Annotated in this window: 26 protein-coding genes; 12 read left to right on the top strand and 14 right to left on the bottom strand. The window is 57.7% G+C overall.

Annotated features, from left to right (window positions below):
• The first annotated feature begins 1 nt into the window (after position 1).
• The 5 genes from ACHH0Z_RS18375 to acpT are packed head-to-tail and all read left to right on the top strand — an operon-like array spanning position 2 to position 4206.
• Complete coding sequence (locus ACHH0Z_RS18375) at positions 2–1171, top strand: beta-ketoacyl-[acyl-carrier-protein] synthase family protein (protein WP_008503091.1); 1170 nt, start codon at positions 2–4, stop codon at positions 1169–1171.
• Entirely contained in the window at positions 1168–1641 is a 474-nt protein-coding gene (locus ACHH0Z_RS18370) for a 3-hydroxy-fatty acyl-ACP dehydratase (protein WP_008503092.1), read from the top strand. Before ACHH0Z_RS18375 ends, ACHH0Z_RS18370 begins: the two co-directional genes overlap by 4 nt.
• Complete coding sequence (locus ACHH0Z_RS18365) at positions 1638–2369, top strand: 3-ketoacyl-ACP reductase FabG2 (RefSeq protein ID WP_008503093.1); 732 nt, start codon at positions 1638–1640, stop codon at positions 2367–2369. The genes ACHH0Z_RS18370 and ACHH0Z_RS18365 overlap by 4 nt, the downstream gene beginning before the upstream one ends.
• A complete protein-coding gene (locus ACHH0Z_RS18360; RefSeq protein WP_021242168.1) occupies positions 2366–3595 on the top strand; it encodes a beta-ketoacyl-ACP synthase in 1230 nt (409 codons plus the stop codon). Before ACHH0Z_RS18365 ends, ACHH0Z_RS18360 begins: the two co-directional genes overlap by 4 nt.
• Positions 3596–3597: 2 nt before the next feature.
• Complete coding sequence (gene acpT / locus ACHH0Z_RS18355; protein ID WP_021242167.1) at positions 3598–4206, top strand: 4'-phosphopantetheinyl transferase AcpT; 609 nt, start codon at positions 3598–3600, stop codon at positions 4204–4206.
• On the opposite strand, the gene arnF is transcribed toward acpT, so the two are convergent.
• The 8 genes from arnF to ACHH0Z_RS18315 form a co-directional block, all read right to left on the bottom strand.
• Positions 4163–4543, bottom strand: coding sequence for a 4-amino-4-deoxy-L-arabinose-phosphoundecaprenol flippase subunit ArnF (arnF, locus tag ACHH0Z_RS18350; RefSeq protein WP_045408622.1), 381 nt, complete (start codon positions 4541–4543; stop codon positions 4163–4165). The two genes, acpT and arnF, sit on opposite strands and share 44 nt — an antisense overlap.
• Positions 4540–4875, bottom strand: a complete 336-nt coding sequence (arnE, locus tag ACHH0Z_RS18345) for a 4-amino-4-deoxy-L-arabinose-phosphoundecaprenol flippase subunit ArnE (protein WP_023326251.1) — start codon at positions 4873–4875, stop codon at positions 4540–4542. Before arnE ends, arnF begins: the two co-directional genes overlap by 4 nt.
• The gene (gene arnT, locus ACHH0Z_RS18340; RefSeq protein ID WP_045408624.1) at positions 4875–6530 is read right to left on the bottom strand and encodes a lipid IV(A) 4-amino-4-deoxy-L-arabinosyltransferase; all 1656 of its coding nucleotides are present in this window, start codon (positions 6528–6530) and stop codon (positions 4875–4877) included. The genes arnE and arnT overlap by 1 nt, the downstream gene beginning before the upstream one ends.
• Complete coding sequence (gene arnD / locus ACHH0Z_RS18335; protein WP_008503099.1) at positions 6527–7429, bottom strand: 4-deoxy-4-formamido-L-arabinose-phosphoundecaprenol deformylase; 903 nt, start codon at positions 7427–7429, stop codon at positions 6527–6529. The genes arnT and arnD overlap by 4 nt, the downstream gene beginning before the upstream one ends.
• Positions 7426–9408 (bottom strand): bifunctional UDP-4-amino-4-deoxy-L-arabinose formyltransferase/UDP-glucuronic acid oxidase ArnA, encoded by a 1983-nt coding sequence (arnA, locus tag ACHH0Z_RS18330; protein WP_008503100.1) that lies wholly within the window; start codon positions 9406–9408, stop codon positions 7426–7428. The genes arnD and arnA overlap by 4 nt, the downstream gene beginning before the upstream one ends.
• A complete protein-coding gene (arnC, locus tag ACHH0Z_RS18325; protein WP_008503101.1) occupies positions 9405–10388 on the bottom strand; it encodes an undecaprenyl-phosphate 4-deoxy-4-formamido-L-arabinose transferase in 984 nt (327 codons plus the stop codon). The genes arnA and arnC overlap by 4 nt, the downstream gene beginning before the upstream one ends.
• Before the next feature lies 1 nt (position 10389).
• On the bottom strand, positions 10390–11529 hold the full coding sequence (gene arnB, locus ACHH0Z_RS18320; RefSeq protein ID WP_045408627.1) for a UDP-4-amino-4-deoxy-L-arabinose aminotransferase: 1140 nt from the start codon (positions 11527–11529) through the stop codon (positions 10390–10392).
• Between the two features lie 326 nt (positions 11530–11855).
• On the bottom strand, positions 11856–12359 hold the full coding sequence (locus ACHH0Z_RS18315; protein ID WP_008503103.1) for a phenolic acid decarboxylase: 504 nt from the start codon (positions 12357–12359) through the stop codon (positions 11856–11858).
• 99 nt (positions 12360–12458) lie between these two features.
• Here ACHH0Z_RS18315 and ACHH0Z_RS18310 point away from each other — a divergent pair, with 99 nt between their 5' ends.
• The gene (locus ACHH0Z_RS18310; protein ID WP_045408630.1) at positions 12459–13340 is read left to right on the top strand and encodes a LysR family transcriptional regulator; all 882 of its coding nucleotides are present in this window, start codon (positions 12459–12461) and stop codon (positions 13338–13340) included.
• Positions 13341–13372: 32 nt separating this feature from the next.
• Positions 13373–14167, top strand: coding sequence for an SDR family NAD(P)-dependent oxidoreductase (locus tag ACHH0Z_RS18305; RefSeq protein ID WP_021242161.1), 795 nt, complete (start codon positions 13373–13375; stop codon positions 14165–14167).
• Positions 14168–14172: 5 nt separating this feature from the next.
• Here the strand turns inward: ACHH0Z_RS18305 and ACHH0Z_RS18300 are convergent, their stop codons facing one another.
• Positions 14173–14619, bottom strand: coding sequence for an NlpC/P60 family protein (locus tag ACHH0Z_RS18300; RefSeq protein WP_008503106.1), 447 nt, complete (start codon positions 14617–14619; stop codon positions 14173–14175).
• Between the two features lie 321 nt (positions 14620–14940).
• On the opposite strand from ACHH0Z_RS18300, the gene ACHH0Z_RS18295 reads away from it, so the two are divergent.
• Positions 14941–15600 (top strand): HAD family hydrolase, encoded by a 660-nt coding sequence (locus tag ACHH0Z_RS18295; protein WP_008503107.1) that lies wholly within the window; start codon positions 14941–14943, stop codon positions 15598–15600.
• Positions 15601–15684: 84 nt separating this feature from the next.
• Here the strand turns inward: ACHH0Z_RS18295 and ACHH0Z_RS18290 are convergent, their stop codons facing one another.
• Positions 15685–16710 carry a TerC/Alx family metal homeostasis membrane protein gene (locus ACHH0Z_RS18290; protein WP_008503109.1) on the bottom strand — a complete coding sequence of 342 codons (1026 nt, stop codon included), beginning with the start codon at positions 16708–16710 and terminating at the stop codon, positions 15685–15687.
• A gap of 163 nt (positions 16711–16873) precedes the next feature.
• The gene (locus tag ACHH0Z_RS18285) at positions 16874–17272 is read right to left on the bottom strand and encodes a potassium channel family protein (protein ID WP_045408633.1); all 399 of its coding nucleotides are present in this window, start codon (positions 17270–17272) and stop codon (positions 16874–16876) included.
• A 315-nt stretch (positions 17273–17587) separates the two neighbouring features.
• Between ACHH0Z_RS18285 and ACHH0Z_RS18280 the strand changes: the two genes are divergently transcribed.
• Positions 17588–18925, top strand: a complete 1338-nt coding sequence (locus ACHH0Z_RS18280) for an MFS transporter (RefSeq protein WP_032653809.1) — start codon at positions 17588–17590, stop codon at positions 18923–18925.
• A gap of 34 nt (positions 18926–18959) precedes the next feature.
• On the opposite strand, the gene ACHH0Z_RS18275 is transcribed toward ACHH0Z_RS18280, so the two are convergent.
• Positions 18960–19697 carry an IclR family transcriptional regulator gene (locus tag ACHH0Z_RS18275; protein WP_039267175.1) on the bottom strand — a complete coding sequence of 246 codons (738 nt, stop codon included), beginning with the start codon at positions 19695–19697 and terminating at the stop codon, positions 18960–18962.
• Between the two features lie 169 nt (positions 19698–19866).
• Here ACHH0Z_RS18275 and ACHH0Z_RS18270 point away from each other — a divergent pair, with 169 nt between their 5' ends.
• Entirely contained in the window at positions 19867–20559 is a 693-nt protein-coding gene (locus tag ACHH0Z_RS18270; RefSeq protein WP_039024262.1) for an RraA family protein, read from the top strand.
• Positions 20559–21497 carry an NAD(P)-dependent oxidoreductase gene (locus ACHH0Z_RS18265; RefSeq protein WP_023294750.1) on the top strand — a complete coding sequence of 313 codons (939 nt, stop codon included), beginning with the start codon at positions 20559–20561 and terminating at the stop codon, positions 21495–21497. The genes ACHH0Z_RS18270 and ACHH0Z_RS18265 overlap by 1 nt, the downstream gene beginning before the upstream one ends.
• 32 nt (positions 21498–21529) lie before the next feature.
• Here ACHH0Z_RS18265 and ACHH0Z_RS18260 read toward each other — a convergent pair whose 3' ends face one another.
• Positions 21530–22726: an NAD(P)/FAD-dependent oxidoreductase gene (locus ACHH0Z_RS18260; protein WP_023345061.1), complete on the bottom strand. Its 1197-nt coding sequence runs from the start codon at positions 22724–22726 to the stop codon at positions 21530–21532.
• 228 nt (positions 22727–22954) lie between these two features.
• Between ACHH0Z_RS18260 and pitA the strand changes: the two genes are divergently transcribed.
• Positions 22955–24454: an inorganic phosphate transporter PitA gene (gene pitA / locus ACHH0Z_RS18255; protein ID WP_008503116.1), complete on the top strand. Its 1500-nt coding sequence runs from the start codon at positions 22955–22957 to the stop codon at positions 24452–24454.
• A gap of 54 nt (positions 24455–24508) precedes the next feature.
• On the opposite strand, the gene uspB is transcribed toward pitA, so the two are convergent.
• Positions 24509–24844 (bottom strand): universal stress protein UspB, encoded by a 336-nt coding sequence (uspB, locus tag ACHH0Z_RS18250; protein WP_003861224.1) that lies wholly within the window; start codon positions 24842–24844, stop codon positions 24509–24511.
• Between the last annotated feature and the right edge of the window lie 124 nt (positions 24845–24968).

Raw genomic sequence — 24968 nt, 5'->3', positions numbered from 1 at the left:
GATGATTTATATTTCCGCTGTTGGCATGGTCAACGCGCTGGGCAACTCGCATGATGAAATCGCTGCCAACCTGGTGACGGGCGTAGCGCCGGGTATGCATGCCCGAACCGGCTGGTTACAGGGTTCACCCGACGCCGTGCTGGGCGGTGTGGAAGGCGAACTGCCGCCCATCCCGGAAACGCTGTCCGCACACCGCACCCGCAATAACCAGCTTCTGCTGGCCGCGCTGGCGCAGATTCAGTCGACCGTCGACGAGGCTATCGCCCGCGTCGGCCGCGATCGGGTGGCCGTGGTGCTGGGGACCAGCACCTCTGGGCTGGATGAAGGCGATGAGCACGTGCAGCGCATGACCCATGGCGAAGCGAGCACGCACTGGCAGTACCCGCAGCAGGAGCTCGGCGATCCGTCCCGCTTCCTCGCCAACTGGCTTCAGCTCGAAGGCCCGGCCTATACGATCTCGACAGCCTGCTCTTCCAGCGCGCGAGCGATGATCGGCGGCAAACGTCTGATTGAAGCCGGGCTGGTGGACATCGCGATTGTTGGCGGAGCAGATACCCTGAGCCGGATGCCCGTCAACGGGTTTAACAGCCTTGAATCCTTCTCCCCTACGCTCTGCGAGCCTTTTGGTCGCGACCGTCGGGGGATCACCATCGGTGAAGCCGCTGCGCTGATGGTGCTTAGCCGTGAGCCCGCGGACGTGGCGCTGCTCGGTACGGGGGAATCCAGCGATGCGTACCATATCTCCGCTCCGCATCCGCAGGGCGAAGGGGCGATCAGGGCCATCACGCAGGCGCTCAACGAAGCGGGTATGCAGCCCGGAGATATCGGCTACATCAACCTGCACGGCACGGCCACGCCGCTTAACGATCAGATTGAATCGCAGGTGGTACACGATCTCTTTGGGGAAAGCGTGCCCTGTAGCTCTACTAAACACCTTACCGGCCATACGCTGGGCGCTGCCGGTATCACCGAAGCGGCCCTGAGCTGGCTGATTCTGACGCGCGATCTGCCCTTACCGCCGCAGGACTTCGCCCGCTACGCACCGGACGACACGCTGGCGCCGTGCGGTCTGCTGCACCAGCGCACCGCGCTGACAAAGCCGGTCATTCTGTCTAACTCGTTCGCGTTTGGCGGCAACAACGCCAGCATTCTGCTGGGGAGAGCGTCATGAGCTACTTATCACCCGAAGCCTACTTGCCGCACGATGCGCCCATGATGTTGCTGGAGTCCGTTGAGAATGTGACGGACGACATGGCGGTATGCCGCGTCGCGATAGACAGACAAAGCGTGCTGGCACCATTTCTGAATGCCGATGGCGACCTGCCGGGCTGGTACGCGCTCGAGCTGATGGCGCAGACCGTCGGCGTCTGGTCCGGCTGGCATCGCCAGCAGCAGGGGCAGGAGCATATTGCGCTGGGCATGGTGCTCGGCGCGCGTGAACTGATCTGCGCCAGCGGGCGTTTCGCCGCAGGCTTGACGCTGGACATCACCGTTAAGCTGCTGATGCAGGACGAACGCTTCGGCAGTTTTGAATGCGCAATTTCCGCTAATGAAGAGACGCTGGCCACGGGCCGGGTCAACACCTTCCAGCCAAGCGCAGAAGAATTAACCTCGCTTTTTAATCAGGGATCTAACGCATGAGTCGTTCCGTACTGGTCACCGGGGCCAGCAAAGGCATAGGGCGCGCCATCGCCCGCCAGCTTGCCGCCGACGGGTTTACCGTAGGCGTGCATTACCATCGTGATGCCGCAGGCGCGCAGGAGACGCTGGACGCCATCACGCAGGCGGGCGGCAACGGCCGTTTACTCTCGTTTGATGTGGGCAACCGCGAACAGTGCCGCGAGGTGCTGGAACAGGACATTGAAGCCCATGGCGCATGGTATGGCGTGGTCAGCAACGCGGGTATCACCCGCGATGGCGCCTTTCCGGCATTGAGTGAAGACGACTGGGACAGCGTGATCCACACCAATCTCGACAGTTTTTATAACGTCATTCACCCCTGCATTATGCCGATGATTGGCACCCGTAAAGGGGGACGCATTATCACCCTATCGTCCGTTTCCGGCGTGATGGGTAACCGCGGGCAGGTGAACTACAGCGCGGCAAAAGCGGGCATTATCGGTGCCACCAAAGCGCTGGCGATTGAGCTGGCAAAACGCAAAATCACCGTGAACTGCATTGCGCCGGGGCTGATTGATACCGGAATGATTGAAATGGAAGAGGCCGCGCTGAAAGAAGCGATGTCCATCATTCCAATGAAACGCATGGGCCAGGCTGAGGAGGTCGCCGGGCTGGCAAGCTATCTGATGTCAGATATTGCGGGTTACGTCACCCGCCAGGTCATTTCCATTAACGGAGGAATGCTATGACGCGTCGCGTGGTGATTACGGGCATGGGCGGCGTGACCGCCTTTGGCGAAAACTGGCAATCCGTGTCCAGCAGGCTGCTGGCGTATGAAAACGCGGTGCGTAAAATGCCGGAGTGGCAGGTCTATGATGGCCTGCACACCCTGCTGGGCGCGCCGATTGATGACTTCACGCTGCCGGAACATTATACCCGCAAACGGATCCGCGCCATGGGCCGCGTGTCGTTGATGTCGACCCGCGCCACCGAGCTGGCGCTGGAGCAGGCGGGGCTGATTGGCGAGGCGGTGCTCACCAATGGGCAAACGGGTATCGCGTATGGCTCATCCACAGGCAGTACCGGGCCCGTCAGCGAATTCGCCACTATGCTCACCGAAAAGCACACCAATAACATCACCGGCACAACCTACGTGCAGATGATGCCGCACACCACCGCGGTGAATACCGGACTGTTCTTTGGATTACGTGGCCGCGTCATCCCGACCTCAAGCGCCTGTACGTCCGGCAGCCAGGCAATTGGCTACGCCTGGGAGGCGATTCGCCACGGCTATCAGACCGTTATGGTTGCGGGGGGCGCTGAGGAGCTGTGCCCGTCTGAAGCGGCGGTGTTTGACACGCTGTTTGCCACCAGCCAGCGTAACGATGAACCCAAAACCACCCCTTCGCCGTTTGATACGCAGCGCGATGGTCTGGTGATTGGGGAAGGCGCGGGCACCCTGATACTCGAAGAGCTGGAGCATGCCAAAGCGCGCGGAGCCACTATCTACGGCGAAATCGTGGGCTTTGCCACTAACTGTGATGCGGCCCATATCACCCAGCCTCAGCGTGAAACCATGCAGATTTGTATGGAGCAGTCGCTGGCCATGGCGGGATTAAGCGCCCTGGATATGGGGTATATCTCCGCACACGGTACTGCCACCGATCGCGGTGATATTGCTGAAAGCCAGGCCACTGCCGCTATCTATGGTGACAACGTGCCGATTTCATCGCTGAAGAGCTATTTTGGCCACACGCTCGGAGCCTGCGGCGCGCTGGAAGCGTGGATGAGTTTACAGATGATGCGTGAAGGCTGGTTTGCCCCGACACTCAATTTAAGGCAACCGGATGAGCAATGTGGTGCTTTAGATTATATTATGGGAGAAGCCCGCCAGATCGATTGCGAGTATCTGCAGAGCAATAACTTCGCGTTTGGCGGCATCAACACCTCGATTATCATTAAACGCTGGGCGTAACTATGTACCAGTTTGTACTGGGAAAAATATCCACCCTTTGCGCGGACCCGCTGGCGTCAACGTTCGCAGACAGCGCACCTCAGGGTGCTCGCAATGCCTCATGGCTGGCTGGCAGGATGCTGCTCGCCAGAGCGTTATCCCCTCATCCGCTCCCCGACATTATTTACGGCGAGCAGGGGAAACCGGCCTTTGCGGAGGGCCATCCGCTGTGGTTCAACCTGAGTCACAGCGGTGACGATATCGCCTTGCTGATGAGCGATGAAGGCGAAGTCGGCTGTGATATCGAAGTGATTCGCCCCAGGAAGAACTGGCAGGCGTTAGCGAATGCCGTCTTCAGCATGACGGAGCATGATGAGCTTGAGCGCGAAGCGCCAGAGGAACGGCTTGCCGCCTTCTGGCGTATCTGGACGCGAAAAGAGGCAATCATCAAACAGCGTGGCGGTAGCGCCTGGCAGATTGTCAGCATCGACAGCACGGCACCGTCGCACTCGGTCAGCCAGGTGCAGATCGGCTCACTCAGCCTGGCCGTTTGTACGTCGACCCCTTACACCCTGACCACCGAGTCGATTATCCACGTCGGGGCAGGAAAATCACCAGTACACCCAACATAATAAACACGACGCCGACCAGCCCGTGCCAGGAGAAGCTTTCTCCCCAGCCCGGCAGCAGGATCGCGGCGCCCCACACCAGGATATAGCTAAGACTCAGCAAGGCATACGCTTTGCTGAGCGCCATGCGATGCAGCGCCAGGTACCAGCAGCCCATAGAAGCCACATACCCCATCAACCCCAGCAGCAGCGCGCCCGTGCCGGACGAGACGCGCCACAGCGCGGAAATAAACGTCAGAAGCTCGCTGACCGGAGGCAGAGCCTGCATGGCATCGCGCAGCAACAGCTGCGCGGCGCTGACTAACAGCACGCTGCATAAGGCCCAGAACGCCCCTTTCACAGGCTCCCTCCCAGGATAACAATCCCAATGATGATCAACCCCACCCCCAGCCAGTGATGCGAGGCGACGTTTTCACGCCAGAATACCTTCGCCGCCAGCGTCACCCAGACAAAATTGAGGCTCAGCATAGGGTAGGCAATGCCGACAGGCAGGCGCTGCAGCACCACCAGCCAGACCAGCATCCCGCTGCCCAGCGCCAGCAGAGCCAGGCCAAGCCATAGCGCGATATGCACGCCACGCCGCCCGGCTTTCGCCGGACGGGTAGCCTGTTTCTGGCACAGCTGTCCTGCACAGCTGAGCAGGCTTGCCAGTATCAGCCAGATCCAGGTCATCACTTCGGCAGATACTGCAGGTAGGCCAGACGGCCCTGGATATACAGGCTGTCCGGTTCTGGCAGATTCGCCCGCGAAAGGTCATCGCGTTTTGACAGCAGGATAACCAGCGATACGCGTCCCTCCTGACGGTGCTCTGCCAGCCACTGCGCGAAGTCATCTTTACCGACAAAACGATCTTTCACATCAGGATAATCCAGCCCGTAGCGCAGCTCGCCGCTCTGGCCAAACAGCGTGATGTCATTGCGCTTCAGCTCCCACGCCAGGCCAGCGGCCAGGCCCACGTTATTGGCCAAGACAAATCGGCTGTCCTGAAGCGGCTCGCGCACGGTGTCGACCAGCGACTGCGGCTGTTTGGAATCCACCACCAGGTTAGGAATGGCAAAACCGATCAGCAGCGCCAGGCCCGCAGGGCAGAGCGCCGCAAGCCACCAGCGCTGCTGACTCTGCCTGAACGTAAACCAGCCGACCGCGGCCCAGATGAGGAACGCGACCACCGCGCAGAACACTTTATACAGTTCAACCGAGGACCAGACAGGATGCTTAGCCAGCCCCCACGGAGAGACCACCAGCGCCGCCACCATGCCAATAACGCCAAACGCCAGGTTGATCCCGCCGTTAATGCGTAACGCTCTGGCGCCCTTCTCCGCCGCGAGGCAGGCATAGCGCGCCATCAGGATCGCCAGCGGGGCAAAGCACGGCAGGATATAGGTCGGCAGCTTGCCTTTGGCGATGCTGAAGAACAGCAGCGGCATCACCACCCAACCCAGCAGATAGAACCCACCGCCCGCGTTTTGTCTGTCATGCCAGCCGAGACGAAACGCGCCGGGCAGCAGCGCCAGCCACGGCAGGCTACCCGCGATCAGGAACGGCACGTAGTACCAGAACGGGGCTTTGTGCTGCGCGTCGCTCTGGGCAAAACGCTGAATATGCTCAACCCAGAAGAAGTAACGCCAGAAGTCAGGCTCACGCTGCGCAATCGCCAGCCCCCATGGCAGAACAATCAGCACGCAGCTCAGGATCGCGAGCCAGCCAAAAATCAGCACCTCTTTCCAGCGCTTCTGGACGATCGCCCACGGCAGCACGCCAATCACCGGTACCGCCAGCGCCAGGAAGCCTTTGGTCATCACCCCCATCCCGCAGGCCAGCCCAAGCAGCACATAGCCGCCCGCTTTTCCGGCAACGGTTTGGGCCTGTGACGCCAGCCAGAAGCTGCACATCGCCGCCACCAGCCACAGGGTGATGATGGGATCCAGCACCGCATACGTGCCGATGCCATACACCAGGAACAGGGTCAGGAAGATCAGGCCGGAGAAAATGGCTGTCCGCTTATCCCGCCAGAGACGCCAGGCCATCCAGATGACCAGCAGCGCCGCTAAACCGGTGGAGAAGATAGACCCGGCGCGCACGGCGAGGTTCGTGTGCCCGAACAGCATCTGCCCGATGCTGTTGATCCAGTAGCCAGCAATCGGCTTTTCAAAGTAACGCAGCCCCAAAAAATGCGGGACAACCCAGTCTCCGGAGGCCAGCATTTCGCGGCTGATTTCCGCATAGCGCGTTTCATCAGGCTGCCAAAGCAGGCGAATATCAACCGGGATGAGGTAGTAAACGATAAACAGTGCGAGAAGCGCTAAGCCATAACGGGCTGTTTTCATTGGACCGGACTCACGGTTTGTTGATAGCCAAGCCAGCCTTCCCGGCCAGCCAGTTCATTGCGGACCACTTTGCCCACGGGCAGGGTGCTGAGGTCGTCTGGCAGCAGCTCGCTTAACGGGCAAAACGCAATGCCTTCCTGAGCGGCCATCGTCAGCAGTTCGTCGAAATCATGCTGATACGCAATCCCTTCCACTTCGGCATGGATGGTATACACCGGCGTACCGGCGTCACGATGAATGCGGTCCAGGATGTAGCGATTGAACTCATCAGCTTTGACCTCGCGCCCGACCACTTCATCCCAGGTGGGAAGCGTGACCGGAATTTGCACCGTACCGTAGCGATTTTCGCCCAACAGCGGCAAAAAGGGCCCGGTTCCGCGGCAATCGCTGTTGTAGCGAAACGCAAAGGCTTCTTTGGCCTTCACGACGCGCTGATCCGCACGCCATCCCGCCACGGCGGAGCAGCACACGGGCTGACCGATAATGGCCTCCAGCTCCAGCATCCCACGCTCGACCTCACGGGACAGGCGCGGGATATCCCAGACGCCCGCCCAGGCTTGCCAGGCATGGTGATCCCAGGCGTGCAGACCCACCTCATGATGCTGTGCCGCCTCACGGATAACCGCTTCATTACCCGCGCCGATGCGTCTGCCGGGCCAGGCGGTGCCGGCCAGCAAAATATCCCAGCCGTAGAGGGATGCTGCGCGCGAGCGCAGCATTTTGAACAGAAATGCCGGTTTAACCAGACGCCATAAATGGCGTCCCATGTTGTCAGGCCCCACGCTGAAGAAAATGCTGGAGCGCACGCCGTGCTTGCTCAGCAGTTCCAGCAGTTTGGGTACGCCGTCACGCGTTCCCCTGAAGGTGTCGACATCAATGCGTAAACCGACTTTTTTCATGAGACCTGTTCCGACAGCTCCACGGTGCGCAGGAAGAAATCAAGCGTTTCATCAATGGTCTGTTCCATCTTCACCGTCGGCGTCCAGTTCAGGCAGCGCTTCGCATTGCGAATGCTTGGCTTACGGTGCTCAACGTCCTGATACCCTTTACCGTAGTAGCTGCTGCTTTCCACTTCGCGGAAGCCGGCAAACGGCGGGAATTTATCGCGCAGCGGGTGGCGCTCAAAGCTGGCCAGCAGCATCTCGGCCAGTTCGCGAATGCTCGCTTCGTTGTCCGGGTTGCCGATGTTAATGATTTCACCGTTGCAGCGATTATCTTTGTTTTCGATGATGCGGAACAGCGCTTCGATACCGTCGCTGATATCCGTAAAGCAGCGTTTCTGTTTCCCGCCTTCGATAAGCTTGATTGGCGAGCCTTCCACCAGGTTCAGGATCAGCTGGGTGATCGCACGGGAGCTGCCGATACGCGCTGCGTTCAGGTTATCCAGACGCGGACCCATCCAGTTGAACGGACGGAACAGGGTAAAGCGCAGGCCCTCTTTCTCACCGTAGGCCCAAATCACGCGGTCCAGCAGCTGTTTGGAGACGGAGTAAATCCAGCGCTGCTTGTTGATCGGCCCGACCACCAGGTTGGAGGTGTCTTCATCGAAGTTCTTATCGGTACACATGCCGTACACTTCAGAGGTGGACGGGAAGATGATGCGCTTGTCGTATTTCACGCAGTCGCGGATGATCTTCAGGTTCTCTTCGAAGTCCAGCTCGAACACGCGCAGCGGGTTACGGGTGTACTCGATTGGCGTGGCAATAGCGACCAGCGGCAGCACCACGTCGCATTTTTTAATGTGGTATTCAATCCACTCGGAGTGGATGCTGATATCCCCTTCCACGAAGTGGAAGCGCGGGTTGTCGAGGAAACGGCTGATCGCATCCGCGCCAATATCCAGGCCGTAGATTTCGTAGTTATCGTCTTTGAGCAGACGTTCGGTCAGGTGGTTACCGATAAAACCGTTCACGCCGAGGATCAGCACGCGGGTACGGCGTTTGATGGCCACCACCGGCGCGCTGGTGATCAGCGCCCCGGCCACCAGCCCCAGCGACTGCGCCAGCTGGGTGCCCTGAACGTACAGGCCGTTGTCGGTTTGGCCGGTAACGATCTCCAGCGCCTGCTCGCCGCAGCTCACAATCAGCGGGGAGACGGAGACGACGGTGCCCGGTTTTGCCGCCGGAATGTCGTCACGCACGCGGGATTTCCAGACGATGAACTTGCTGACGCCCGCAAAGCTGTAGGCGCCCGGCCACGGGTCGGTCACGGCGCGCACCAGGTTGTGCAGCTGGCGGGCCGGTTTGTTCCAGTCCAGACGACCATCTTCCGGCGCGCGGCGGCCAAAGCAGCTTGCCTTGCTCTCGTCCTGCGCGGTCTCGCTGAAGGTGCCGTTAAGGATGCCCGGCAGCGCATCGCGCAGCAGCGTCTGTGCCGTCGCGTTCAGCTTTTGATGCAGCTGCAGCGCGGTATCGTCCGCATCAATAGCGACCTTCTGCTGCGCCACGATAGCGCCCGCATCCGCACGGCGTACCATGCGGTGCAGCGTCACGCCCGTTTCCGTTTCACCGTTCACCAGCACCCAGTTCAGCGGGGCGCGGCCACGGTAGGCAGGCAGCAGAGAACCATGAAGATTAAAGGCGCCTTTTGCAGCCAGGCCTAAGATCTCGTCGGAGAGCAGGTTGCGATAGTAAAACGAGAAGATGACGTCAGGCGCGAGGGCGCGGATGCGCTCCACCCACAGCGGGTGGTTGACGTCGTCTGGCGCATAAACCGGAATACCACGCTCGGCGGCGATACGCGCCACGGAGCCGAAAAAGTTATTCTCTCCAGCCGTGTCCGGATGGGTAAAGATTGCCGCAATGTCATAGCCCGCTTCCAGCAGGGCCTGCGTGCCCGTGCACCCCATATCGTGATAGGCAAATACAACAGCTTTCATGGGTGAATTTCCTCTTGAGATGCTTTGTGTTCCTGACGGACAACACGTTGAATAAAGTAGCGCGGACGCGCGCGAACGTCGTTATAGATTCGGCCAATGTATTCACCGAGGAGCCCCATCCCGACAAACTGGGCGCCGATGAACATAAACAGCACGGCAAAGAGCATGAAGACCCCTTCCGCCGCCCACTGCGGGCCAAAGACCAGTCGCAGCACCACCAGCAGAACGGACAGCGCGAAACCGGCCACGGCGATGATGCTGCCGAACACGCTCAGCAGACGCAGCGGCGTGGTGGTCAGGCAGGTGATGAGGTCGTACATCAGGTTGATGAGGCGCATAAAGCTGTACTTCGACTCCCCGTGCTCGCGCTCGGCGTGCAGGACCGGGATTTCCGTTGCCTTACGGGCAAAGGTATTCGCCAGAATCGGAATGAAGGTGCTGCGCTCGTGGCAATGCAGCATGGCGTCGACGATATGGCGGCGGTAGGCGCGCAGCATGCAGCCGTAATCGCCCATCGCTTTACCGGTCGTGCGCTGGATCAGACGGTTGATGGTGCGCGAGGCCAGCTTGCGGAACAGGCTGTCCTGGCGGTTCTGACGTACCGTGCCGACCACGTCATAGCCTTCGTCGGCTTTGGCCACCAGGCGCGGGATCTCTTCCGGCGGGTTTTGCAGGTCCGCGTCCAGGGTGATAATCAGATCGCCCGTGACGTGGCTAAACCCCGCCATAATCGCCGAGTGCTGGCCGTAGTTACGGTTGAGCAGCACGGCAACGATGTGGCTGCCTTCAGCCTGCGCGGCTTCGGTCATCATCAGCGCGGAATTATCGCTACTGCCGTCATCCACCAGCAGAATTTCGTAGGCCTTGCCCATCGTGTCGCAGGCGGCCGTTGTACGGCGGATCAGTTCGGGCAGGCTCTCCTGCTCGTTATAAACCGGGATGACCACGGATACTTTTTGTACAGGCGGTGCACTGAACATATCAATGTCCTGCAAGCTGATGGAGTGCGGTAATGACGCGGGTTGTGTCGTCATGAGTCATGTCCGGGAAAAGAGGGAGAGAACAAATACGTGCGCTATTCCATTCAGAATTCGGGAGCGATACATCAGGAAAACGCTCGCGGTAGTATTTTTGCGTGTGGGCCGCGCGGAAATGGAGGCCGGTACCGATACCTTTCTCTTTCAGCGCCGCCATCAGGTTGTCGCGTGAGATCCCGCAGCGCGCTTCATCCACGCGAATAATAAACAGGTGCCAGGCGTGAACATGCGGCCATGACGGAATAGTGAGCGGCTGGAACGGCGTATCGGCAAGCTCCCGCAGGTAGCGTTGTGCTATTTCCTCACGGCGCCTGTTGGCCTCTTTCAGTTTGCCTAGCTGCACCAGCGCCAGCGCGGCGTTGATGTCCGCCAGGTTGTATTTATAGCCCGGCGCGATCACTTCCGCCTGCGGCGCGCGACCGTGCGTCTGGCGGTCATAGGCGTCTACGCCGAGGCCATGGAATTTCAGACTGCGGATCCGCTGTGCCAGCTGGGCATTATCCGTGACCACCAGGCCGCCTTCCGCGCAGGTCATGTTTTTAATGGCGTGGAAGGAGAAAATTGCCGTTCCTTTCCAGCCCACGTGACGGTTTTTGTAATACGTTCCGGCGGCATGAGCCGCATCTTCAATCACCGGAATACCGTGACGTTCACCGATGGCATGAATTGCGTCGATATCACACGGCGCGCCGGCATAGTGAACGGGAATAATGGCTTTAGTGCGCGGGGTAATAGCGGCTTCCACGGCTTCTGGCGTCACCATTAATGTATCTTTGTCCACATCAATCATGACCGGCGTGCCGCCCAGCAATACGATCATATTCAGCGTGGAGACCCAGGTCTGGGAAGGGGTAATAACTTCATCGCCCGGGCCAATATCCAGCGCCATCAGCGTAACGTGCATGCCCGCGGTGGCGGAACAGACGGCAATCGCATGCTGATTCCCGGTAAGTTGACAGAATGCCTCTTCAAGTTGCTGATTTTTAGGCCCAGTGGTGATCCAGCCCGACATCAAAACGTCCTGAAGCGCCGCAATTTCCTCAGCGCCCATCGACGGCCGCGAAAAAGGCAGAAAATCACTCATTATTAATTTCCTTGCAATCAAAATGGCATGTTTTTGATATTAACCAAATGCCAGCCCGCTTATTTCAACGAACCATAAACTCATATCAAAGTAGCTCTCTTTCCTTAGGGAAAAATTAAGACAACGTTTACAACGTTATAAGACAACTAGCAGCCAATTGAAAAACAACAAGTTAATTTTATATTAAATATTTTTGATGTGATCTTCCGCAACATTTTGAAATGGAAACATTTAAACCAATCCTCAACAAACAAAAAAAATCCCGGCCATTTCAAAATAATATGAAATAGCCGGGAACTTTTCTATTTAGTTAATTGTCGCGCTTATTACAGGTTATCTGGAAAGTTTTTCGGTAATTCACTGGCCGCACAGGCGATCACGCTTTCATTATTGGCACCGCAGTCGCGTACAAAGGTGATTGTGGCAAATTCATCAATCACTTCCGTTGGATACGCCGGGCCCGCATCTCGGTAGCTGTTCATCAGCGGAATATGATCGTTCTGGAAGCAGACGGTTTTTTCCGGGTTGTTCATGACCCAGCGCGGGAAGAAGATGGTGCCGTGGAACAGTTTGTCGCCGAGGTTCACAATCAGGCTGACGTCGGTACCGGTTGGCTCGGTCCAGGAAATTTTATAGATGCTCTCCCCTACCCGCACGATGTAAGCCTGCTGATCTTTCACCCAACGGTTTGCCACCAGACCGCTGTGAATACGGTAATCCAGGGTCGTCTCGTTTTTGACGTAAATTTCGTAGTTCCAGCCGTTGTCGTAGGTGTAAACAAGGTGTTTGCCAACGAAGCCGCTTAAGTCGTGTTTGTCGAAGGTGTTCATAAGATGTCTCCTTTGTTTTGATGAGACGATCGTACCCCTTCAAAAAATGAATGAATAACGCTATGTTTTAATCAAATTCATCCAAATTTTAGATAAATTATGCATAAGACGACGCTGGAACAATGGTCTTTACTGGAAAGAGTGGTCGAGGCGGGCAGCTTTGCCAAAGCCGCAGAAGAAACCCACCGCAGCCAGTCCTCGGTGAGCTATAACCTGTCGCTGCTGCAGGAGCGGCTGGGCGTGGCCCTCCTGGTGCCGGAAGGACGACGGGCGGTGTTAACGCCGGCAGGAGAACTGCTGCTCAACCAGGTTAAACCGCTGCTGAAAGCCTTTTCGTACGTTGAGACGCGCGCAGCGACCCTTCGCAACGGAATGCGCACGCGGCTGGATCTGGTGGTGGATTCCATTTTCCCTCGCCGCCGCCTGTTTGCCATTCTGCGCCAGTTCCAGCAGCAGTATCCGCAAACCCAGGTACGCCTCACCGAGGTGCTGGAAAACACCCGGGACGATGCCATTAACGACGAAGCCGATGTGATGGTCCTCACCCGCCGCCAGGACATGACCGGGCTCGGCGAATGGCTGATGAATATCGACTTTGTTGCCGTGGCCCACCATCAGCACCCCCTCTTTGACCTCGACGCGCCGCTTAACGACGACATGCTACGCCCGTGGCCGCTCATTCAGATTGCGGACAGCCAGCCCGCCGCGCGCGCGGCCGGTGAGTCATGGACCTTCTCCACCATCGATGCCGCCATTGAGGCCGTCCTCTCTCAGGTCGGCTACGGCTGGCTGCCGGAGGAACGCATCCAGACCCAGCTGGATCAAGGCATCCTGAAACGCCTGCCGCTGAGCCACGGTGCACGCAGAGCGACGCCGCTTCACCTGATTGTTAAGCGCTCCCTCGCCCCGCTTGACGAGCAGGTGGAGACGCTGCTGCGCCTTTTTAGCCAGGAGCCGTCATCCTCACCTGCTACGCTTTAAGGTCCGAACGTTAAAACGATAAGGAGCGGATGATGAAAATCGACTTTACGGGGAAAGTGGCGCTGGTGACCGCCTCGACCGGCGGGATCGGGTTCGCCATTGCCAGAGGGCTGGCAGAAAGCGGTGCCGAGGTGATCGTTAATGGCCGCAGCACGGAATCGGTGAATAAAGGCATTCAGCAGCTGCAGCAGGTGGTGCCGGGCGTGCAGGTGCGCGCCGCGATTGCCGATCTCAGCACGGCGGAAGGGGTCGAGTCGCTGCTGAAGGTGGCGAATAACGTCGATATTCTGGTTAACAACGCCGGGATTTACGGCCCGCAGGATTTCTATGCCACCGACGATGAGACCTGGGAGCGTTACTGGCAGACCAACGTGATGTCCGGCGTGCGTCTTTCCCGCGCCCTCCTGCCGGGCATGGTGCAAAAGGGCTGGGGACGGGTGGTGTTTATCTCCTCCGAGTCGGCCTGCAATATCCCGGCGGATATGATCCACTACGGCGTGACCAAAACGGCGCAGCTCTCCCTGGCGCGCGGGCTGGCGAAGTTCGTGGCGGGAAGCGGCGTGACGGTCAACAGCGTACTGCCGGGGCCAACGATGTCGGACGGTTTCGCAGAGATGATGAAGGATGAAATCGAAAAAACCGGTAAATCGCTGGAGCAGCTGGCGAAAGAGTTTGTGATGGCCAACCGCCCCAGCTCGGTGATCCAGCGCGCGGCCACGGTAGAAGAGGTGGCCAATATGGTGATTTATGTCTGTTCGCCCCAGGCTTCCGCCACCTCGGGCGCGGCGCTGCGCGTCGATGGCGGCGTGGTAGATGACATCATCTGAGGCTGTCAGGCCGCACTGCCTGCAACCCGACGGGCAGTAATGTAGTGCGCCTGCCAGTAAGCATCCGTCAGGGTTGAGACCGTGACGCCCTGGCTGCTTGAGGCATGAATAAACTGGCTATTGCCAATATACACGCCGACATGCCTGCGGTTCGGACCCGTCTGGAAGAACACCAGATCTCCGGGCCTCAGGCGGTATTGCGTCACCTGCACCCCGCGGTGGATCTGCTCGCCGGTCGTGCGCGGTAAATTAAGATGCGCCACATCGCTGAACAGGTGCTGCATCAGCGCGGAGCAGTCCACCCCGCGGCGCGTGGTTCCACCCCACTGGTACTGGGTCCCCTTCCACTTTTGGTATTGATCAAGGATGCGTGCGCGCAGCGGGCCCGTATCCTGTTGCATCAGCGCAGATTTCGCTGGCGAGACGGCCAGGTCACTGTTCATCGATAGCATCGACGCGGGGAGTTGAAAACTGAATGCAGAAAACGACGCAAAACTTAACGTCAGGATTGAAATAAACGATCTAAGAGTCATATCAAGAAAGCAGTAGTGAGTGAGTTTTTCCTTACCTGTGGGGGCCAAAGGGTTCCCCTGAATATCGTGCGATGTGGCGATAATATAGACAGATCGTTTTTTCACCAATTCTTATCGAGGCCAAAAATGGACTCACTTTGAGATCGCAAGATCGAGAAAAAAATGGTGGTGATGTAAGGACTGTCCTGGTAAAGCAGGTAAACTGATCCACAGAATGTGTATTTCAGCTAAGACGTATTTATGACCAATATGATTGCCGACGAGACGGTGGCGAAATCCAGCGTGCTCTCTGTCTTTGACTTTGATGGGACGTTAACACACCACGACAGCTTTATTCCTTTCCTGCGCTTTGCCTTCGGGAAACGCTACTTCGCGGGCCGTCTGGTGCGTATGGCGCTGCCCACGCTCCACTGCGTGCGTCGCAAGCTGACGCGCGATGAGCTAAAGGAAGTGCTGATCAAAACGTTCCTGACGGGCGTGGATGAACACTGGTTGCGCCAGCAGGCGGAAGCGTTTTGCGAAAAATACTGGAGCAAGCTGATGCGCCCCGAAGGGGTTCTGGCCGTGGCGGCAGAGGTGAATTCCGGTGCGGAGGTGACCATCTGTTCCGCGTCTCCGGCGCTGGTGCTCCAGCCGTGGGCTGACAAACTGGGCATTAAGCTGATTGGCACGCAGCTGGAAGTGAAAGACGGCAAGCTGACGGGGCGCATCACGGGCCATAACTGCCGCTGCGCCCAGAAGGTGGCCAGGCTGGAAAAAGTGTATGGCGATCTGAACGCCTATCACCTGCGCGCCTGGGGGGACACCCGCGGTGACCACGAGCTGCTGGCGGCGGCGCAGGATCCGCACTGGCGGCACTTCCACCCGCCGCGCAAGCGCCGCAATTCACCCATCAAGTAGCCTTTTTGCCGGGTGGCGGCTGCGCCTTACCCGGCCTACATTCGAACTGTAGGCCCGGTAAGCGAAGCGCCACCGGGCGGTACATCAGGCTTCTCGTTTCCCCGGGAACATCACGCTCGCAATAATTCCCAGCGCCAGCACGCCCAATACCACAAACAGGCTGGCCGTCGCGCCAATGCTGTAACCGTGATGCCAGAAGTGATCGGTGGCATTTAACCCCAGCTTGAACGCCACGAAGAACAGCAGCAGCACCACCGCTTTCTCGAGATGCACCAGATACTGCTTCAGCGCTTCCAGCACGAAGTAAAGGGTACGCAGGCCGAGAATAGCGAACATCATGGCGCTGTAGATAATCAGCGGCTCGCGGCTGACGGCGATAATGGCCGGCACGGAGTCAAACGCGAACATCACGTCTGAGAGTTCCACCACCGCCACGCAGAGCAGCAGCGGGGTTGCATAGCGCTTCGCCTTCTTCACGCGCCCAACCATCACGTCCTGGTTTTCCGGCTTTTCAAGCTCCGCATCCACCTCTTTCTGCGTCAGAATAAAGGCGTTGCTGCTGATTTTCGGCCAGACCGGATAGAAGCGTTTTACCAGGCGATAGGCGAGATGACCCGAGTAATCTTCCACTTCGTCACTCTCTTCATTGCGTCGGAGCATCATTACCGCCGTCCAGCCGACGACCAGCGCGAAAATCACCTCGACGTAAGGCCCCAGACTTAGCAGGCTGGTGCCGATAGCCACGAAAATACCGCGGAAGACAATCGCCCCCAGCACGCCCCAGTAGAGCACGCGGTGACGGTACTTATCCGGCACGCCGAACCAGGCGAAGATCGCCATCATCACAAACAGGTTATCGACGGAGAGCACCTCCTCCAGCGCATAACCGGTGAGGAACAGGCTCGCCATCTCGGCGCCGTGGTGAACGTACAGGAACCCGGCGAAGGCCATCGCCATCATGACCCAGAAGAGGGACCACATTGCGGCGCTTTTCAGCGAGATCGGTTTATCGTGACGGTGCATAAAGAGGTCGATAAACATCGCCCCAACGGCCATCACCACAAAGACAACAACGGTTTCCGTCGGGAAACCGAGATGAGCAGCAGACATACAAAACCCTTTTATAGAGGCAAAGCACAGCACCATGCAGGCTGGCGTAAACCAGCAGAGAAAGAGGGTGGGCTGTTTATCACATCCACCCTCAAAACCGCAGCGCGACGGCCGCGTAAGGGGTGTACTTTACCTTACCAGATGGGGATTGCACATCTACCGTTTAGGCGCTCATGCCACGCAAACGCTGCAGCACTGCGACCAGAACCGCCACAGACCAGCCTACCATCAACGCGCCCACCAGTCCTTCCACCCCGCCGATGAGCCGCCAGTGCTGGGGTAACGTGACGTCGCCGTACCCTACCGTCGCATAGCTCACCAGCGAAAAGTAGAAGCTGGTGTTCCAGTCATTAAACGCGTCGATGACAAAATAAAAGGCAGCAAACAGCCCGGCCTCCAGAAAATGGGCGAAAATCATAGAGATCACGATACCGACATTGCGTAAAACAATGCGTACCGCAGAATCGACGTCTAACGTGATGAATTTTAAAACGCCAAACATCCACAGCGAATGAATGACCACGGTTAGGGTAAGCAAAATAATAATGCTGAGTAGCTGCATGGTACGTGCTCTGACCAAAAGGAGTATGGCCCCGCGAGCGCGGCGGGGCATCTGGTCGAAGCTTAGTCGAAGGGAGAGGAAAAGTTGGTGCAATAATTGCGTTACGTGATTATTTCTCTGCCAGCACGTCATGCTTGCGGCTGGTCAGCAGCCTTGAGCGATATCCGCAGCGCACTATCTGTGAGTCACCTCTTATTTACATCATTTAAACCTTCCATTAACTGGATAAAAAGAACGCGCCGTCGCTATAGTGGTTTTGTTTAATAAAACTAAGTTGTACCTAATAAAACAAAGAACACACCCTGCGAGGATACAATGACAGAACATTTACGTAACGGCGCGACCGCCACCGAGGACATAGAAAGAGAGACGATGCGGAAGGTGATCTGGCGTATTCTTCCGTTTCTGATTGTCAGTTACCTGGTCTCCATTATCGATCGCGGGAATATCGGCATGGCTTCGCTGCAGATGAATGAGGACCTTGGCCTCAGCAAAGCGGCGTTTGGCTTCGCCAGCAGCCTCTACTTCGTGGCCTATTTCCTGTTTGAGGTGCCGAGCAACCTGGCCATGCAGAAAGTCGGCGCCCGGCTGTGGATCCCGCGCATTATGATCAGCTGGGGCATCGTCTCCATGGGCATGGCGCTGGTTCAAAATACCACGTCGCTCTATATCGTCCGTTTTCTTCTCGGAGCAGCGGAAGCAGGCTTCTTCCCCGGCGTCGTGCTGTATCTGACCTGGTGGATCCCTGCCCGCTACCGCGCGCGCATTATTGCGTCCTTTATGGTCGCCATCCCGCTCGCTAACTTCATCGGCTCCCCGCTTTCCGGATTGATACTGTCGCTGGATGGCTGGCTGGGTCTTCGCGGCTGGCATCTGCTGTTCATCATTGAAGGCTTACCTGCGGTGCTACTGGGTATTGCGGCCTGGTTTATTCTCCGGGATCGCCCTCATCAGGCGAAATGGCTCAGCGATGAACAGAAAAAGTGGCTGGAAACCACCCTTGAGACCGAGCGTAGCCAGCAAAAGAACATTGGACACCAGACGACGTGGCAGCTGCTGAAGCATCGCCAAATCTGGCTGATGGCGCTGATTTACGCGGGCGCATCGTCCGCGGGCACCACTATTAGCGTCTGGTCTCCTCAGCTGCTGAAATCCTTCCATCTTGATAATCTGCAAACCGGTCTGTTTAACGCCATTCCTTACGGTCTGGCATCGGTTCTGATGATTGTCTGGGGACGACACTCCGATCGCACCAATGAACGCCGCTGGCATACTGCGCTGACGCTGTTCATGATTGCCGCCGGTGTGTTCGCTGCCTTTGTCAGCGTCTCGCTCTTTGCCACTATTGTGATCCTGAGCATTATCCTGACGGGCGCGTATTCAATGAAAGGGCCTTTCTGGGCGCTGGCGTCCGGCTGGATGAGCAGCTCCTCGGCGGCGGCAGGGCTGGCCGCGATTGGTGCCATCGCGAACCTGATTGGCGGGGCGGTCATGGTAAATGCCTACGGCATGATCAGCGAGCAAACGGGCAGCTACACGCTGGCTATGCTTCCGCTGGCCGTGCTGTGCCTGGCCGGGGGTATCGCGGTACTCATTATGGGACGGCAGGCACGCAACGCTCAGCTACACGAAAAACAGGTCACACATTCGTGATGACAGAAGCGGGACACATGTCCCGCTTCTGCGTTTAAAGATTTTCTTCCGCCGCGTCGCTCGTTTCACCAAAGAACTGCTGACAGAAGGGCTTACTGGCTCCCATTTTCTGCGACAGACGGCTGGCCGCCGCCTTCATCAACGGGCCTATCTCCTTCTCACGACGATCTTCCGTCAGCCGTGAGATGGGGCCGGTCAGGGCTAACGCCGCAACCAGCTTGTCGTGAACGCCGAAGACAGGCATCGCAAACGCCGCGGTGTGAGGATCGCGTGCGCCTGACGTGTAGAAAGGGAGTTCAGCGTCGCCCTCCGGCAGGCTCTCATTGAGCCCCCAGTGGCGCAAGACCTTACTGATGGCCGAATTATCGAGCGGGAACTGGCTGCCGGGAAGATTGCTGTGTCGCAGGCCGTGCGACGCTTCCGCGCGAAACAGGCAAAGGCGCTGCCCGCCCTCCAGCACATACCAGCTGGCGCTCTCCTGAGACGCCAGGGATAAGGCCTGAAGCTCTGGCTGAACCACCCGCGAAAGATGGAAAGATTGTTCATACAGCTTGCCGAGGTAAAGCAGACGTGGGCCAAGCGCATAATTGCCGTCTTCATGCCTGACGACGTAATTCATCCGTTCAAGAGAATTCATCAAGCGGTAAACCGTGGTTTTGTGATAACCCGACAGCTGTGCCAGCGCGGTCAGCGTCAGGCTCTCCTCTCCAGGACGGAAGCAATCCAGTAAAGCCAGCGCTTTTTCAACCGCTACAACGCCTTCATTCCCCATCATTATCTCCTTGTTAGCCCGGCAGTGAGTGTACCTCAAATTTTGTGAGTCACTTCGTGTTTACATCACAAACGCCACCTCGGGTCTGGCTAAAAGGAAAGCAACACCGCTATAGTTGTTTTGTTCTGTACACCTGCGTTGTACTTAGTAAAACAATATGGAGGCATTCATGTCCGTTTCTGAAAAAAAAGCGATTAATCGCCAGTTCGAACGCGTTTCTGCCGAGGACGTTCGTCGGGCTGCCGAGTATCAGGCCGCCATTCTGGCCGACGTCGCCGGTCGCCGCGGTACGCTTCACGGCCGCATCAAACCGCTGGCTCCTCACATGTCCGTTGCGGGTCCGGCCATCACCGTGGAAGTCCGTCCGGGTGATAATCTGGCGATTCATGCCGCGATGGCGGTTGCGCAACCCGGCGATGTCCTGATCGTCGACGGCAAAGGCGACCTGAGCTGCGCGCTGCTGGGCGAAATCATGGCCACTCAGGCTCAGGCGAGCGGCATTGCGGGCATCATTATTGACGGTGCTGTACGTGACGCCGATTCCCTGAGCAAAGGTCACTACCCTGTCTTTTCTGCCGGTCTGAACCCCTGCGGCCCGACAAAGTTAATTTCTGGCCGGGTGAATCATCCCATTTCAGTCGCCGGGGCGACGGTTCAGGCAGGGGATCTGGTTGTCGCGGATATCGACGGCGTGGTCGTCATCCCGCGCGATGAGGTTCAGCAGGTTATCGCGCTGGCAAAAGAAAAGCTGGAGATGGAGACCCGGCGTCTTGCCGCCATCCGTGAAGGCGATTTGCGTCCACACTGGCTTGATGACGCGCTTCGTAAGGCAGGTATGTTAGCCGACGGGGAGACGCTGTGATGGGGGGCAAAGACGTAATTCTGGTTACCGGAAGCGACCTGGCGGAGCAGGCCATGGTGATGCTGCAGGGCTTTGAGGTGGTGTTTGCGGGCCGCCAGCCGACAGAAGATGACCTGATCGCGCTGTGTGAACGACACAATCCCGTGGCGATTCTGGTTCGTTACGGCCGGATCACCGCGAAAGTCATGGATGCCGCCCCGGCTCTGCAGGTTATTTCCAAGCACGGAAGCGGGATCGATGTGATAGACCAGACGGCAGCGGCCGAGCGCAATATCGCCGTCCGCGCGGCCCCAGGCGCAAACGCGGCGGCAGTGGCTGAGCATACATGGGCGCTGATCCTCGCCTGCGCAAAGTCCGTGGTGCCTCTGGACAAGCGGCTGCGGGACGGGCACTGGGATAAGGCGACGCATAAATCCATTGAGCTGGAGGGATTAACCCTGGGGCTAATCGGATTGGGCGCTATCGGCTCGCGCGTGGCAACTATTGGTCATGCCTTCGGCATGAAGGTGCTGGCTTACGATCCCTATGCTAAATCGATGCCTGCCCTGTGCGAACGCGCAGAGACGCTGACCGGACTTCTTTCCCGTTCCGATGTCATCTCTTTACACTGTCCGCTAACCGATGAGAATCGGGGAATGATCAATAGCGAGGCGCTCGCACACTGCAAGCGGAACGCCATTCTGGTCAATACGGCACGCGGTGGACTGATCCACAGTGAATCGTTACTGGCGGCGCTCCGGGATGGCACGCTGCACAGCGCAGCGCTGGACAGCTTTACCCAGGAGCCGCTGACGGCGCCGCACCTCTGGCAGTCCGTAGAAAACGTGGTGATTTCACCGCATATTGGCGGCGTTACCGCCGCGTCATACATCAAGATGGGGACCGTGGCCGCGGGCAATATTCTGGCCGTGACGGATGCCACCACCGTCAGCCCGTAAAGCCAAGCATGACGAGTGGCAGCGCGCTGATGTCACTTGTCTTCTGCCAGCGCCTGAGCACACGCCCAGGCACTTGCCCAGGCCCACTGGAAGTTGTACCCGCCGAGCCAGCCGGTGACGTCCATCACTTCACCGATGAAGTAGAGCCCCGGCACGTTGCGCGCTTCCATGGTACGGGAAGAGAGTTCATTCGTGTCGACTCCGCCCAGCGTGACTTCCGCCGTGCGGTAGCCTTCCGTGCCGTTTGGCTGCACGCGCCAGTTTGTTAGCGTCTCGACCAGCGTTTCCTGCTCGCGGCTGTTAAGCTGCTTTAGCGACACGTCGGGGATCTGCCCCAGCACCTGCAAACATTCCACCAGACGCTTCGGCAGCTGCATTGCGAGGGTGTTTTTCAGACTCTGATTCGGGTGCGCCGCACGCTGCTCGTTGAGGAAGGCATCCAGATCGCAATCGGGGAGCAGGTTAACCGTGACAAACTCCCCCGGCTGCCAGTAGCTGGAGATTTGCAGGACCGCCGGGCCGGAGAGGCCGCGATGGGTAAAGAGCAGGTTTTCGCGAAACACCGTGCCGTCTTCGGCGGTGATAACGGCGGGAACGGACACGCCAGACAGCGTCTGAAGCTGTTCCAGAAGCGGTTTATGCAGCGTGAACGGCACCAGCCCGGCGCGCGTAGGCAGGACTTTCAGGCCAAACTGCTCGGCGATTTTATAGCCGAACGGGGAAGCGCCCAGCCCCGGCATAGACAGGCCGCCGCTGGCAATCACCAGATTATCGGCGCTGACGGTTTCACCGTTGAGCTGCAGCGTGTAGCCCTGGTCATCGCGGGAAACGTCCAGCACTTCGGTGCGCAGGCGCATGACCACGCCGCCCTTCTCGCACTCGGCCACCAGCATATCGACAATCTGCTGGGCGGAGTCGTCGCAGAACAGCTGGCCCAGCGTCTTCTCATGCCATGCGATACCGTGCTTACCCACCAGGTCGATAAAGTCCCACTGGGTATAACGCGCCAGCGCAGATTTACAAAAATGACGGTTTTGGCTCAAATAGGCCGCGGGTTCAACATACAGGTTAGTAAAGTTGCAGCGCCCGCCGCCGGACATCAGGATCTTGCGGCCTGGCTTTTTACCGTTATCCAGCAGCAGCACGCGACGACCCGCCTGTCCGGCCATTGCCGCACAAAACATACCCGCCGCACCGGCGCCAATTACCACGGCATCAAACCTTTCCACGTCAAAACCCTCTTTGTTAACTGCCGCGGATTGTAAAGTTTCCTCTGTGGTCACACCAGCGTAAAAAGATATTACAAAGCCATTCCATTGAAATTTAACGATTATCCTTTCAGGCACTTTTCTCAATTCAGGTGGTATGTCAAAAAAAGTCTATATTTCACTTTGCCCGTTGCGCATTTGTCCTGGATAATGCGCCGCGTTCATGTCCTCAAAATGGCGTAACGTCCTATGCTACATTTGTTTGCCGGCCTGGATTTACATACCGGGCTTTTACTCTTGCTTGCTCTGGTTTTTGTACTGTTTTACGAAGCGATCAACGGCTTCCACGACACTGCAAACGCAGTAGCGACGGTTATCTACACTCGCGCAATGCGATCGCAGCTTGCGGTTGTTATGGCGGCGGTATTTAACTTTTTTGGTGTCCTCCTGGGCGGACTGAGCGTTGCGTATGCGATTGTGCATATGCTGCCAACAGATCTGCTGCTTAACGTAAGTTCTGGCCATGGCCTCGCTATGGTGTTCTCAATGCTGCTTGCTGCAATTATCTGGAACCTCGGTACCTGGTATTTCGGCCTGCCTGCATCCAGTTCTCACACCCTCATCGGCGCGATTATCGGTATCGGGTTAACCAACGCCCTCATGACCGGTACATCGGTTGTTGATGCGTTAAATATCCCGAAAGTACTGGGGATCTTTGCCTCTCTCATCGTCTCCCCTATCGTGGGTCTGGTGGTGGCGGGCGGGCTGATCTTCATCCTGCGTCGTTACTGGAGCAATACCAAAAAACGCTCCCGTATACACCTGACGCCGGCAGAGCGTGAAAAGAAAGACGGCAAGAAAAAGCCGCCATTCTGGACGCGTATCGCCCTGATCATTTCCGCAATCGGTGTGGCTTTCTCACACGGCGCGAACGATGGTCAGAAAGGCATTGGTCTGGTGATGCTGGTACTGATCGGTGTTGCTCCGGCAGGCTTCGTGGTTAACATGAACGCCTCCGGCTACGAAATCACCCGTACCCGCGATGCGGTCAACAACGTTGAAACTTATTTCCAGCAGCACCCTGAGCTGCTGAAAAAAGCGACCGGCGTTGACCAGTTAATCCCGTCTCCGGAAGCCGGTGCCACGACTGCACCTGGCGAATTCCACTGCCATCCGGCTAACGCGATTAACGCGCTGGAACGTGCCAAAGGCATGCTGGGCAATATCGAAAGTTATGACAAACTGACCGTTGAGCAGCGTGGTCAGCTGCGTCGCATTATGCTGTGCATCTCTGATGTGACGGATAAAGTGGCGAAGCTGCCAGACGTGAATGCTGACGACCAGCGTCTCCTGAAGAAACTGAAAGGCGATATGCTCAACACCATTGAGTACGCGCCAATCTGGATCATCATGGCGGTCGCGCTGGCACTCGGTATCGGTACGATGATTGGCTGGCGCCGCGTGGCGACCACCATCGGCGAGAAGATCGGTAAGAAAGGCATGACCTATGCGCAGGGTATGTCCGCGCAGATGACGGCAGCAGTGTCTATCGGTCTGGCGAGCTACACCGGTATGCCGGTATCCACCACCCACGTACTCTCCTCGTCCGTGGCAGGTACCATGATTGTTGACGGTGGCGGCCTGCAGCGCAAAACCGTAACCAACATTCTGATGGCCTGGGTGTTCACCCTTCCGGCGTCCATCCTGCTGTCTGGCGGGCTGTACTGGATTTCGCTGAAGCTGATTTAATCGGTTAAAGGCGACAAAAAAGCGGGTCAGGAAACTGACCCGCTTTTTTTATGCTCAGTGCCAAATCATCAATGCAATCATGCTGACGACGACCAGCCCGCACAGGGCACTGGTCAAAATGAACTGACGACGCAGGCGCTCGCAGCGACGGATAAATTCTTCATCGTGATGATCGCGGTAGCGCTGGTAGTAGATATATCCCACCAGACGCATCTGTTTGCTGGGCTGTCCATGCGAGGTGAAGAACCCTCCACCGTCCACATACTGATAAAGCAACGGATCGCAACCACGAAGTACCACTAACAGCGCACGTAACGATGAGAAGTAGCGCGCCATATTCACTATGCAAACTACGCATAACGCCCAAAACAATGCGACGGTGCTAATCATACATCCTCCCCGGCGTCCGCCCACGAAGCAAGGCTTCTGAGCTACCGCACCCCAATGCCCTGACAGACAGTTCAGTGAAAGAATGACCAAAAGTCGATCCGGTTCGCGTTTTAATATCCGAACG

It is taken from the genome of Enterobacter cloacae complex sp. 2024EL-00227 (assembly GCF_043945315.1).
Classification (GTDB): Bacteria; Pseudomonadota; Gammaproteobacteria; order Enterobacterales; family Enterobacteriaceae; genus Enterobacter; species Enterobacter roggenkampii.
Note: the sequence above shows the minus strand (reverse complement) of the source record. Positions and strands in the feature narration are given on the sequence as shown.